We start from the raw sequence: 13,736 nt of genomic DNA, 5'->3' as shown, positions 1-13,736 counted from the left end.
CTTCCTGATGCCCCTCGACTTGCATGTGTTAAGCCTGTAGCTAGCGTTCATCCTGAGCCAGGATCAAACTCTTCATTGTAAAAGTATTGTTATATATCCCGTAAGGGATAATATTAGCTCTGTTCAGAATGTCGAAAATTTATTGACGGTCATTTTTTCACATACCTATATAATAAGTATTGACGGTTCTAAATTTACTTGTACTACTTGTATTGTTTATCAATTTTTCAAAGAACTCTTCTTTTCGATTGCGCTTCGTTTTAAAAGCGGGTGCAAAGGTAAAAGGTTTATTTTAAAACACCAAATGTTTTGGAAGCTTTTTTTTTAAAATGTTTTCCCGGCCTGTTCTCTGGCTCTCTTAGCGAAAGGGAAAGACACCGGAATAAACGCCTTTTATCGCGAATCGGACTGCAAAGATAACGAATTTTAATATTAAACTCCAAAGAAAAAGGAGATTATTTTTGTTGTTCGTTAAGGCAATCAATACGCACTTGCAACATGTCAATTTCAATCGGCTCTCCCTCTCTTGGAAAGCGGGTGCAAAAGTACGCGATTTACCAATACAAGGCAAATATATAAGGAAGTTTTTTTCATAAAAATATAAATTTATATGTAAAAGACTGAAGGAGAGGTAGGTTTTAGAGCATACTTTAAAAAGAAGGGAAAAGGGAGGGCCAAGGGGGACACATTATTATAATATATAAGGGGGAATACTTGGAAAACAAGGAGGGGGGATTGATTGGGGAGGGAGGGGAATCTCTGTGTTGGGAACGAACCGCCAGGCGGTTTCAAATTTCTCCGGGGGGGGATATGGGAAAGGGATTCTCAGGGGGCACCCGGATAAATGTGTAACTGGGTCAGCAGTTAAATATCATTGATAATCAGAAGAGTATATTTACCTGAATTTTATTCTTGATGTAAAGCCATTTACCCGGGCATGTAAAAGCATTTACCTCAGCATGTAAAGCCATTTACCTCGGCATGTAAAAGCGTTTACCCCGGTTGGTAAATGGAACCGGCATTCAAGGTTACGGGGGGACGCACGTAAAGGCAGCGTCAAGGCAACGTATGCTTCGGACAGACCATGCTTGAGGGAAAGCGCCGGTGAAAGGAAAGGAGGAGGACAAGGTAAAGGGTAAGCGCCGTCTATTCAGGAAGGCGGGAGAAAGGGAATAGCGGACAGGGAATGGGGCGGACGGGGGCAAAGAATATCCCAAGCGGCAAATAACAAAGGACTTCCGGAAAAAAGCAGAGCATTTTCAAACAAACAAGCGAGGGAATGAAAATGCTTTTTAAAGGGAAAACTGACAAGAAACAGAAAGTATAATTCTGAATACGAGGGAATTATGGAAGTTTTTCAAGCGATGGCAGAGGGTGGAAGATGGAAGATGAAGGTGGAAGATAAATGACCTAAAAACGCGATCTTCCACCGTATTAACTAAATGATAATCAGATAAAAAGATGGAAAAAGGTGGAAGATGGAAGATAGAAGTGCATTTTGCGAATGAGAGGACGGAAAAGGCACTGTCCACGATTTTACCCCTATTCAACCGTGTTCCAATAAAAAAGAGCATTTTCCGAAAAAACATATTAAAGAAAGATGCTTCACAATAGCAAAATAAAAAATAAACCTGCTCTCCTACATTGCAAACTATTTAGTTATATTTGCAATCTAAACATATCTTATACTATAGACAAAAGAAATAAGTCCGCTAAAAAGAATGCAGCCTAATCATCTACTGGAAACACAGAAAAGCTTTTCAGACATATATTCTATATATTATGTAAGAATGCTCCGCTTCTCACAAACCTATGTCATTGCAGAAGAGGATGCAGAAAACATAGTGCAGGATACCTTTCTTTATCTGTGGGAACATCTGGACCTACTGAAAGACATAGAACATCTGGATGCCTTTCTTTTCACACTGATCAAAAACAGATGTTTAAACTTTCTGAAACACCAGTCGTATATTCAGGCTAAAACCTGTTCACTGAAAGCAGACGAAGAGTTGGAATATCAACTGAACCTATATGCTTTGGAACAGTTCGACGAAGCTGTCTCCTCCATTCCGGAAGTAGAAAATCTATTAAGCCAGACAATGCAAAAGTTGCCTGAACGTTGCAGAGAAATTTTTCTCCTCAGCCGGATAGAAGGATTAAAATATAAAGAGATAGCCGAGCGTCTGAACATATCCATCAATACTGTTGAAAATCAAATATCTATCGCATTACGTAAACTCAGATCAGAACTTAAAGACTATCTTCCCTTACTTGTTTTTATTATTTAGAAGATTTTTTTATATTTCCTTTGGTGGCAAATGCATCCCCGATTGTCTTTACTGTAAAACCACTCAAGGAACCATGAATGATGAACTAAAAAAATACTTCACAGGTGCCATGTCAGCCACCGAAAAAGCGGATTTTTTGAATAGACTCCGGAATAATCCGGAAGCTAAAAAAGAATTTGCACGCATGAAAGCTGTATGGGCCATCTCCGGACTCACATCACAGGAAGGAGACCGGGAAAAGACCGCAACAGGTATAGCTGAATTCGACAAACGACTGAAACGACGTTCTATACGCCGCTTCCGTATCGGGCTTCTAAAGTATGCAGCCGCAATCTGTCTGCTGGTCACCACTACCTGGTTCATTAGCAACAGATATGCACAGATCGGACAAAAAGACTTATATACAGAAATCAATGTCCCTAAAGGGCAGCGAGTCAACATGACTCTTCCGGACGGTACTTCCGTATGGCTAAGCCCTCAGAGTAAAATCAAAATCCCCAATGCATTCAACCGGAAGAGCCGTACGGTAGAGCTAAATGGCGAAGGGTATTTTGAGGTGACCAAAAATGCCAAAAAACCTTTTATCGTAAAAACGCAACGGTTCAACATACAAGTATTGGGTACCCGATTCAACGTGTTCGCCTATGCCGGAAAAGAGAATAAGTTTGAGACCTGCCTCGTAGAAGGCCGTGTGTTGGTCTATAACAAAAACAACAGGAACGAGAAGGTATACCTGAATCCTCACGAGAAAGTATCGTTGGTAAACAACCGCATGATAGTGTCGACCTCTAACTTCGATAATGAAGAATACCTGAAAAGCGGCATCTTTAGTTTCCGTTCAAAACCCTTCGGAGAGATTCTGAATTACCTGACCCTGTGGTACAACGTACAGTTCAAATTCACCGGAGATGTGAAGCTGGATGAACGAATCTCCGGTAAAATCCGGCAAAGCGAGGATGTGGACAATATCCTGATAGCCCTGCAAGGAGTATACCACTTCAAATTCAAAAAAACAGATGACGAACATTATGAGATTTATTAAATACCAATGTCTAACCTTTAAAAACAAATCAGCACTATGACTTAAATATTTTTCACCCCAACAATGGATAGTGTGACAAAAAAGGGTGAGCGCTACCAACACTCACCCCCGAAAGAGTCAATACTATCTTTTATCCATCTCGAAATAGACCTATAGTATTAATCTTTAAACGTACGACAAAGTTATGAAAAAAAACTTGTTGCAGAAATGGTATGTCCATCAACAACTTGAATTAACACATATTATACGAATTATGAAACTGTCCGTGTTCTTTATATTCGTTTTTCTCTTTCAGCTCCAGGCTGGCAACGTAAAATCGCAGGAGGCTCGTGTAACTCTCTCCAAGAGTAGTCTGACTTTCGGTGAGTTAATGCGTGAAATCGAGAAACAGACTAATTATCTGTTCATGTATCGTGATGCCGAAATTGACCTTTCACAGGAAGTCGAGGTAAAAAACACCCATGCCACTGTGACGGAAATCCTGAAAACGGCACTCAGAAACAAAAAACTGACGTATAAGTTCTCCAATAACTACATTTCTCTGTATGTAGACAAAGAAAAAGCGTCCGAAACGACAATCACCCAGCAAGAGCGCAGAATCAAAATCAAAGGTGTGGTGATCGATCAGATCGGTGACCCGATTATCGGAGCCAACATTTCGCTGAAAGGGCAACCGGGAACAGGAGATATTACAAACATTGAAGGAAACTTCACGCTGGAAGTGCCAGAGAAATCAGTATTAGTGATTTCATACATCGGCTACCTGACTCAGGAAATACCGGTGAATGGCAAATCGTCTTTCAATATCCAAATGAAAGAAGACACTAAAACCCTGGACGAAGTAGTGGTAGTAGGCTATGGCTCACAGAAAAAACAGACTGTGACTGCTTCAGCCTCTACGCTAAAGGTATCTTCGCTCAAGAATGTACCTACTGCCAATCTGGCCTCCTCACTCGGAGGACGTGTCAGCGGGGTGTTGATCCAGCAAACCGGCGGTGAAGCCGGATACGATGACCCGACCATCATTATCCGTGGTTCCAGCTCACCTACCTCCTCTTCTCCCTTGATTGTAGTGGATGGTATCATCGGACGCAGTATGGCTCAACTCGACCCCAGTGAAATCGAGAGCATGACGGTATTAAAGGACGCCTCTGCCGTAGCCCCTTACGGTGCACGCGGAGCAAACGGTGTAATCCTTATCACTACAAAGCGTGGTAAAAGTGGTAAAGCACAAGTAGACTATAACTTCAAAGTAGGTTTTGGTACCCCCACCCGTATGCCTGAGATTGCCAGTTCTTATGATCATGCACGCTTCATGAATGAGGCTTGGCGCAACAAAGAAATGGATTTGGGCGAAGACCCGGGTATGTATGGCATTTATAATGAAGAGGAGTTACAGAAGTTCAGAGATGGTTCCGACCCCTACGGTTATCCTAACACGGACTGGAACAAAGAGGTATTGCTCCCTCGCGCCTGGCAACAGATGCACAGCCTGACGGCAAGCGGCGGTTCTGATAAGGTGAAATATTTTGCAGGATTCGGCTATGTGAAACAGGATGCCCTCTATGGTGACACACGTACCAATGAATCGACCTCCGGTTTCAACCGATATAACGCACGTGTGAATATAGACGCCAACATTGTGGACAAATACCTGAATCTATCGGCAGATATGGCCTATCGCCAGGAAGACAGAAACAGTATTGCCGGCAGTACTTCCGATGTATTCAATAATATGCACCGTAACCCGCAGACAGATCCGGGACGCTTTCCGGACGGCAACTTAGGTAAAGTGTCACTGGGTGTCAATCCTATCGGCCTGGCTACCGAAGGAGGTTGGGTCAAAGATCGTAAAAGTGTATTAAACACACGCTTCATGTTGGATTTCAATGTCCCGGGACTCGAAGGCCTGAATCTGAAGGGTATTTTCTCCTACGACAAAATATTCAACAGCATCAAGAGATGGACCACTCCGGTAGACTTCTATGTGTGGAACAAAATTACAGGAGAATATGACGGACACTCACCGAACCGCGAAGGTGCGGAACTGAAACAAACGTACTCTACAAGTCAGGCCATGACGTTTGAGTTCCAGGCAGCCTATAATAAAACCATTGCGCAGGATCATCAATTGGGAGCATTATTTGTATTCTCACGTTCGGAAGGAGCCGACGAAAACTTCTGGGCCTCACGTACCAAATATCGTATTTATTCCATCCAGCAACTGTTTGCCGGACCAGACAAAGACAAGGATAATAGCGGCAGTGCTTCCGAAACCGGTAAAATCGGTTCGGTATTCCGTCTGACCTACAATTATAAAGAGAAATATATGCTGGAAGCGAACGGACGCCTCGATGGTTCGGAAAAATTCCCGAAAAACAAACGTTATGGCTTCTTCCCTTCTGTATCGGCTGCCTGGCGTATATCGGCAGAACCTTTTATGGAACCCTTCTCGGAAGTGCTTAGCAATCTGAAACTAAGAACTTCATGGGGACGTGCCGGCACAGACAACATCGGACAGTTCCAATATATGTCTGCTTATGGTACAGGCGGCGATGCCGTATTCGGCGGTCAGAATCCGGAAATCGCTCCGGGATATACTGAGACCCGTTTCCCGAATCCTAACATTACATGGGAAACTTCTGAAATGTTCAATATCGGTATAGATGCCGCGTTCTTCAACGGAAAACTCAATCTGGAAGCGGATTGGTTCTATAAAAAGACAAACGACATCCTGCGTGAACGTACAGATATGCCGGCTATCCTGGGATATAAATTACCGGCTGCCAATGTAGGTAAAGTAGACAACAGAGGTATCGACCTGAACATTACGCATCGCAATCATCTGCGCGATTTCAATTATTCCGTTGCAGGTAACCTGACCTGGGCCAGAAACAAAGTGATTGACCTGCTGGAACCTGCCGGAGAGAAAAACAACCCGAGACAGCGCAGTACCGGACACTCCATGAGTCAGTACTTCGGTTACGAAGCATTGGGACTGTTCCAATCTGACGAGGAAGCCAATAACTGGCCTCAACCGCAATTCGGCAAAGCCAAGGCAGGCGACATTAAATACAAAGACCAAAACGGAGATGGCATCATCGACGCAGAAGATAAAATAGCTATCGGACGCAGCAATTATCCGGAATTGGTATACGGACTAAACCTGAATGCCGAATGGAAAGGTTTTGATGTAACCTTCTTCTTCCAGGGGGCAGCGTTGGCAGACTTTTACTACAATGGTTACCTGGCCTTCCCATACATAGAGGGACGCGGAGGAGCTTTGCTTGAACATCACATCGGTAACACCTGGACACCAGAGAACCCGAAAGCGGAATTTCCACGCCTGTATTACGGAGGCAACGCCAATAACCAGTTGTTTTCTTCCTTCTGGATGCGTAATGGTTCATACCTCCGCCTGAAGAATGTAGAAATAGGTTACGACTTCAAGAAACTGCTACTGTCCAAGGTATCCGAAATTCAAGGATTGCGTCTTTACTTCAGCGGTTCTAACCTGCTGACCTGGTCGCAAATAAAATATTTCGACCCTGAGTTGCGCTCTACTGACGGAAGTGCTTATCCTCAAATGAAAACCTTTGTGTTTGGTGCTAACATTACATTCTAAACTTAAAAATTGAAACGTGATTATGAAAAAGATAAATACAGCCCTGTTCTGCATATTTGTATTGCTCTTCTGTTCGTGCGATGTATTGAACAAAGCTCCACTGGACGAAATCGCCGACGATTCTTTCTGGTCGGACGAAACACTGGTGAAATATTACGTAAACGATCTATATAGTGAGATTTCCGTAGACGGACTGCAATTACAGGAAAACCGAAGTGACAATTCTGTCTCAGCACAACGGGATAAATATCGTGCAAGCTGGTTCAAATTCAACTATGATATGGTCAGCGCTTCCGCCCCTCAGGATGACGATGTATGGGAAGATTATTACGTAAAGGTACGTAAATGCAACCGTTTTTTCGAACGAATCGGTACGTCTACCATCGAAGAAAGCGAGAAGTCAAGACTTACGGGAGAAGTTCACTTCTTGCGTGCCATGTTCTATTTCGAAATGGTAAAGCGATATGGCGGTGTCATTCTACTGGATAAAGTACTCACCATGGAGGATAACTGGGAAATTCCCCGTTCGTCCGAGAAAGAATGTTATGACTTCATTCTGGACGACCTCAAAAAGGCAACCGAAATGTTGCCGGCGTCTTATGGTTCAAGAGAAAAGGGACGTGCCACCAAAGGTGCTGCTTATGCACTGAAATCAAGAGTGGAACTGTATGACAAACGCTACGAAGACGTGATCAAGAGTTGTGCCGAAGTATACAAACTGGGATATGAACTGGTAGATGGCACTACTCCGGAAAAATACCGTTCTATCTGGTGGACTACCAACAAAGATAACAAAGAAATCATCTTCGACATCCAATACAAAAGCCCGGATGTCTACAACAACATGATGGTGTGCAACATGGTGACGTATATCAACGATAAATATGGTGATCGCGGATGGGGCGGCCTCGGCCCGACCCAAGAACTGGTTGACGCATTTGAAATGGCAGATGGCTCACCTGCCACGCAATACTCACAGGCTCCCGCCGATCAGGTATTCGACATCAATACTTGTGGCATCTATGAAGGACGTGAACCAAGATTCTATGCCAACATCGTTTTCCATGGTTCCCAGATTTTCTTCAATGCAGATAAGGGTGCTGTAACTGTAGACCGCTATCTGATGGATACTCCTGATAAAGGCGATGGTTCACTTACCGGATACAATGTTTGGAAATGGATCGATTATGATAACTATAACTATCCGTACGCAGGCGCCAGCAGTCCGGACTTCAGTACCAACTGGATCATCCTCCGTTACGCAGAGATTTATCTGAATGATGCAGAAGCGCGCCTTGAGACCGGTGATGTAGAAGGTGCACGGAAAGCCGTCAATGTGATTCGTCAACGAGTAGGCTTACCTGCGCTTACCGAATCCGATCCGGCAAAATTGCGTGAACTGATTCGGAAAGAGCGCCGCATCGAGTTTGCTTTCGAGGAACAACGTTTCTACGACGTACGCCGCTGGAAAGTCGGTCCCGAAACCCAAACGACCCTGCATGGAGTGCGCTTTGTCTCACCGACGGAATTTAAGATAACCAAAACAGACATCCGTACCTGGAATGACCGTTTGTACCTGACACCGATTCCTCACGACGAGATTGTCCGCTCCAGCGTACTGACACAAAACCCGGGATATTAACGATTGATTTCATCACATTTTAAATATAGCATGATTATGAATAAAATAATTTCTATACTGATTTGCTGCTTTGTTGCCGGCTGCCTTTTTGTCTCGTGTGAACAACCCGACATACCGGACGTACCGAATTATGACAAAACGGAAATATTGACTTTTAAAGTGTATAACCAGGATAAAGAAGAGATCGGTACCCCTGTTATTCTTTCGGATGAAAGTATCGTCTCCATTACCGTAGAAAACGGCACTGACCTGTCCAACGTCTTTGCCACCTGCACACTCTCTTCCGGAGCCACCCTGTCCCCTTCACTCAGAGGCTATCAGGACTGGAGTGGACTGAGCAAAGAGTTTACTGTAATTTCGGCCAGTGGTAAACGTTCAAGACCATGGACCGTGACTTTCAAAACCAAATAAATTCATAATGAAATATGTAATAATATTCATCCTCTGCATCTGCTGCTCCCTGCAGATGCAGGGTAAACTTCCTGCCTCAAAAGGCGGGAAGTCTAATCTCGCCCTCTGCCTCGACGGGAAAGACAATAACGTACGGACAGGTATGGGAATTCTGGAACCTTCGTGGACCTTGGAGTCCTGGATTAAAGGTAACGACTGTAAATGGGACAGTCTTGAAGTTATCATCGGAGGAGGTGAATACAGTGAATTGAACTGGGTGGACTATCTGCCTTTGGTCGTAAAAGAAGGCAAACTTCACTCTACCCGTGCCAATCTTTCGGCACCGGAAGCATTGGATGACCAATGGCACCATGTGGCACTGGCTTGTGACGGAAAGCAGACCATACTTTATCTTGATGGGAAACAAGTGGCCAAAGCCGATACGGTAATTTCCATCCTTCCCGGTGCTATCGGAGTTCACGATGTATATTATACTTTCGGCGGATTGATTGATGAAGTACGCATTTGGCGCAAAGCTTTACCGGAACAAACGATCCGTCAATGGATGAATCGCCCCGTAGAAGCCAGTCATCCCGCTTTTAAATCCTTGTGGGGATATTATAACTTCGACGACCTGAAAGAAGAAACATCCATCAATTGGGTAGGTAAAGGACATCAGGCTTACCACATCCGCAATGGGCGCAACAAATACAATGGAAAAGCTCCGCTGGCTTATGCAGTCCCTAACGATAATACCGCATTTAAAGAGTATGACGGAAAACAACAGTTATTCAATGCCGTAGTCATCCAAAGTGAATGGGATGTTGATCAAGGAAGCAAAGACGACCAGGCACTAAAACTGAGAATAGCCGTACAAGGTTCCCGGAAACCGCTGAAACTGACAGAGTTGAAACTCGATTTCACCGGCACGACCACTCTTGCAGATATTGAGCAAATCCATATTTATTCTACCGGGAGTGAGGCACGATCCGTGCAACGCAAAGAACTGTTTGGCAACGGGCATACCCCCGAACAGTCAATGACTCTCTGCCCGGAGTAGGGAGAAGAGATCCTGTTACAACCGGGGATCAACTATTTCCTTCTTACATTCGACGTCAGAAAAGAGGCAACTCCCGGACATACATTATATGCCTCCGTACCTTCTTTCCGCCTAAACGGAAAACAGTATATTCCCGAAACAGCTACCGAAGAGGTCCGTAAACAAGTGACTTGCAACAACCAAACACATTCCAATATAGTAAAAGTGCTTCAATGGAACATCTGGCATGGAGGTATTCATCTGGGTAACGAGGGGCAGCAGCGAGTATTCGACCTGATCCGAAGCACCCATGCAGACGTGGTCATGATGCAAGAAGCATATGGCATCCAACAAATGCTGGCAGATTCATTAGGGTATCATCTCAAAACCCATTCTCTTAAAGACAACCTGGCCATGTACAGCCGCTTTCCGTTGGAACCCATAGCATGGCGGGAACCCTTCAAATCGAACCCAGCCAAAATAACCTTACCAAACGGTAAGCGGATAATGCTTGTAGACTGTTGGCTCCGTTATGCCTACCGCCCGGAATATACAAGTGGTTACGCTGAGAAAGGACTGGATCCTTCTGTCTGGGTCGCTGAAGATTCCATATTGGCACTGCCCGATATCCGCAATATCTATACAAAGGATATTGTACCGAACCAGGAAACAGACATGCCGGTCATTATCACCGGTGACTTCAACTCATGTAGCCATCTTGACTGGACAGAACGAGCCAAACCATTGCATCACGGATACGGTCCGGTGGCTTTCCCCGCTTCCCGCTATATGTTGGAAAATGGTTTCAAAGATAGTTTCCGTGAGAAGAATCCGGACGAAGTTGCATATCAGGGAGGCACTGTTGCCGCCATCTACGGGCAAATGCAAATGTCCCGTATCGATTTCATCTATTATAAAGGAGGGCTGAAAGTATTATCATCCAAAATAGTACGTACGGCTCCCGAGATAGATTATGTGTGGGCATCAGACCATGCAGCGGTACTTACCGTCTTTGAGGTTGAATAAAATGATAGGCACGGATCGTGCAGATTCCACAGAATCAAGAGTATCTGTTTATCTGCCACATCCGTGCCTAAAATAGATCAATGCTGTAGAGCAGGCTACAATATAATGCGTTTATAGGGTTCCTTCTGATAATCTTTAATCTTTACTTTCCGCCAATCCCAGCTGCTTCCATTGCTTGGTGAAATAACTCCGGCATCCGGATATTTATTATAAAGATCGATTGTTTTTACTTTCTTTGGCAACTTCGGGAAAACGAGTGTCAACAACACAGAACGTCCTTCACAGCCTTCTACCCACAGTAATTTATTCATTTCAATGCCATGCGCCTCTTCCAGAATCGGATATTCATCACCTGTTCTGGAATCAACAAGACACAATCCCTTACCTATGACCAACCAATGACGGTCAAAATGAATAGGTATATTCAAGACAACCAACGTCTTCTCCGGTAAAGTTTCAATTTTCTGAATTCGAGACCTTCCGTCACCCCGGCGTGAAGAAACGGCTAATTGACTTGCATTAAGAGTTACTTCTTCCAATTTATCGGAACGCAGTGGACGCCCCTCTCTATCATACTCAGCTATTCGGGCGGCAGTCGGAAGGAAATCGTCAACTTTCAGATTCTCCAACCTCCATGAACTGCCATTGGGAGGTGTCAATCCCCTTTCTTCCGGGAAACAATCGCGGATACTAATCTTTTTTACCTTTCGGTCAAGAGGAGGAAAGACCAGTGTAAATTCCAGCATTTGCTTTTCTTGTCCCACAACCCAATAAGTCTGATTTAGTTCAATTCCGCGGGTAAGTGAACGAATCTTATAAACATCTTTCGTATCTTCGTCTACTATGGACAATCCCTTTTCGAACTGTAACCAGTGCCGGTCATAATATATCGGTATAGCCAAAGTAACGCGTGTATCTTCTTTCGTCCGTTCAATAAAGCGTACATATATACTTCGTTTATACGGTGCACGCGACAATACAACCTGATCTGCAGGTAAATCGACGCCAACAGTATAATCAGCCTCTTTTCCGTGCAGAGAAGTCTGATTCGGTTTCTCTTCCGAGAGCGTATCCAGCACTTTCGATACAGGAGTTGTAACCTTAGCAAGTAGTTGACTGGATCCGGATTTAACTAAATGCGCCTCTCCCGACTGTATGTAATGAACTATCTTTGGGGAGTCCAAAAGCAGAAAACACTTTTCATCACCTACGCTATCCATCTTTTTTTCGTTAGATACGACTTCGGGAGTTTCTGCTTTCATCGAAACAGATACCATCGGCAATACAGGTTCAATCAGAACCGGCTTTTCCGTAAAAGAAAATAAAGCCAATACACCCGCACACAAAGGAAGCAACGCTATTTTGCGCACTCCGGCGAAACGTTCTTTATATTGATGTTTCATCATGATAAATCGTTTTTTAATTAATGAATTATGAAAACCATTTGCAACCTTCGGGCTGTATCCCATCAACTCTTCGAATAAGATGCTTTGATATTCAAATAATTCAATCTCACCGGAAAGCAAACAACGGTCCACTTGAAATTCATGGAGAGCCCGCAGTTCACGCTTTACCAGCCAGACAAACGGATTAAACCAACATAAGATGGATAAACCTTCAATAAATAAAGTGTCCCGATAATGATGATTACGAATATGTGCCTTTTCATGGAGCAGAACTATACGCAACACTTCTCCTTCTAACTTCCGATTGATAAAGATCATCCGGTAAAACGAGAATGGTGAAACGACTTCATTGTTACGCACGATACAAATCCCATCAGCCTCCATCGTACAACTTCCCCAACGCTTCAAACGCCAGATACGTGCCATTTCGACCAATAAATGCATCAAAAGGACAAATACTCCCAATCCATATACGATCCAGACTATTTGCCAGTAATCCCACGAAGCATAAAAAGGTTCTTCCGCTATTTCTTCTTCCACTCGGGGTACAATTGCTTCACTAACCTCCGCCTGCACTGCTGCGAGCGTATCCGGTTGTATCCCATCATTTTCTACTTGTACCAATGAAGTCTTATCCATTTGTGTTTCTTGCTTTACAACCACCCGTTCCATCTTTATCGGCCGCACCACCTCCACCGGATAAACCGGGATGCGTACCACCGATACAGCTCCGGCCAGCAGTACCGAAAAAAGCAAATAATTCCGGCACTGGTTAAACGGGGCTTTTCGATCGAACAACAAGTAATAGCACAGCCATAACACAAATGAAGCTCCTATGAAACGAAGAATAGCCCATTCGCTACAATCAATATCGATCATACCTTATTCCTTTTTGTTTTCCTTCAACATTTCAATCAGTTCGTCGATCTCCTGTACCGACATCTTTTCTTTTTTGGTAAAGAACGAAACCATCGCCTTCACCGAACCACTGAAAAAGTTATCTACGACCCGGTTCATAAAACGATTCGTATAGCTCTCTTTTGAAACCAACGGATAATACTGATAATTCTTTCCGAAACTACGATAAGCTACAAAGCCTTTGTTTTGCAATACACGTAGTACGGTAGAAACTGTATTATACGCCGGACGCGGCTCTTCCAAATCCTGTAAGATTTCATTCACAAAAGCATTTTCTTTCCGCCAAAGCACCTGCATGATCTGGAGTTCTGCTTTTGTCAATTCTTTCTGTTCACTCATACCAAGTAATTTTAGATTATA

7 protein-coding genes, 1 rRNA gene and 1 pseudogene are annotated in these 13,736 nt (G+C 43.9%); 6 read left to right on the top strand and 3 right to left on the bottom strand.

Features of this window, described 5'->3' with window-relative positions; genetic code table 11:
- Positions 1 to 79 (bottom strand): 16S ribosomal RNA (locus tag ISX59_RS17815); the annotation flags it as partial.
- 1,642 nt (positions 80 to 1,721) lie between these two features.
- On the opposite strand from ISX59_RS17815, the gene ISX59_RS17810 reads away from it, so the two are divergent.
- The 6 genes and pseudogenes from ISX59_RS17810 to ISX59_RS17785 all read left to right on the top strand — a co-directional run bounded on the left by ISX59_RS17810 (position 1,722) and on the right by ISX59_RS17785 (position 11,052).
- Positions 1,722 to 2,288 (top strand): RNA polymerase sigma-70 factor, encoded by a 567-nt coding sequence (locus tag ISX59_RS17810; protein ID WP_032536194.1) that lies wholly within the window; start codon positions 1,722 to 1,724, stop codon positions 2,286 to 2,288.
- A gap of 73 nt (positions 2,289 to 2,361) precedes the next feature.
- Positions 2,362 to 3,330 (top strand): FecR family protein, encoded by a 969-nt coding sequence (locus tag ISX59_RS17805; RefSeq protein ID WP_122330177.1) that lies wholly within the window; start codon positions 2,362 to 2,364, stop codon positions 3,328 to 3,330.
- Between the two features lie 184 nt (positions 3,331 to 3,514).
- Positions 3,515 to 6,955, top strand: a complete 3,441-nt coding sequence (locus ISX59_RS17800) for a TonB-dependent receptor (RefSeq protein ID WP_122330178.1) — start codon at positions 3,515 to 3,517, stop codon at positions 6,953 to 6,955.
- A 22-nt stretch (positions 6,956 to 6,977) separates the two neighbouring features.
- Positions 6,978 to 8,597 carry a RagB/SusD family nutrient uptake outer membrane protein gene (locus tag ISX59_RS17795; RefSeq protein WP_005821944.1) on the top strand — a complete coding sequence of 540 codons (1,620 nt, stop codon included), beginning with the start codon at positions 6,978 to 6,980 and terminating at the stop codon, positions 8,595 to 8,597.
- Between the two features lie 36 nt (positions 8,598 to 8,633).
- Entirely contained in the window at positions 8,634 to 9,008 is a 375-nt protein-coding gene (locus tag ISX59_RS17790) for a hypothetical protein (RefSeq protein WP_220576119.1), read from the top strand.
- Between the two features lie 7 nt (positions 9,009 to 9,015).
- Positions 9,016 to 11,052 (top strand): annotated as a pseudogene (locus ISX59_RS17785) (BNR-repeat neuraminidase N-terminal domain-containing protein).
- Positions 11,053 to 11,147: 95 nt separating this feature from the next.
- Here the strand turns inward: ISX59_RS17785 and ISX59_RS17780 are convergent.
- Positions 11,148 to 13,337, bottom strand: coding sequence for a M56 family metallopeptidase (locus ISX59_RS17780; RefSeq protein WP_005782503.1), 2,190 nt, complete (start codon positions 13,335 to 13,337; stop codon positions 11,148 to 11,150).
- Between the two features lie 3 nt (positions 13,338 to 13,340).
- A complete protein-coding gene (locus tag ISX59_RS17775) occupies positions 13,341 to 13,715 on the bottom strand; it encodes a BlaI/MecI/CopY family transcriptional regulator (RefSeq protein ID WP_005782501.1) in 375 nt (124 codons plus the stop codon).
- Between the last annotated feature and the right edge of the window lie 21 nt (positions 13,716 to 13,736).

It is taken from the genome of Bacteroides sp. FSHCM14E1 (assembly GCF_019633785.1).
Classification (GTDB): domain Bacteria; phylum Bacteroidota; class Bacteroidia; order Bacteroidales; family Bacteroidaceae; genus Bacteroides; species Bacteroides hominis.
This window is presented reverse-complemented; position numbering and strand designations above follow the sequence as displayed.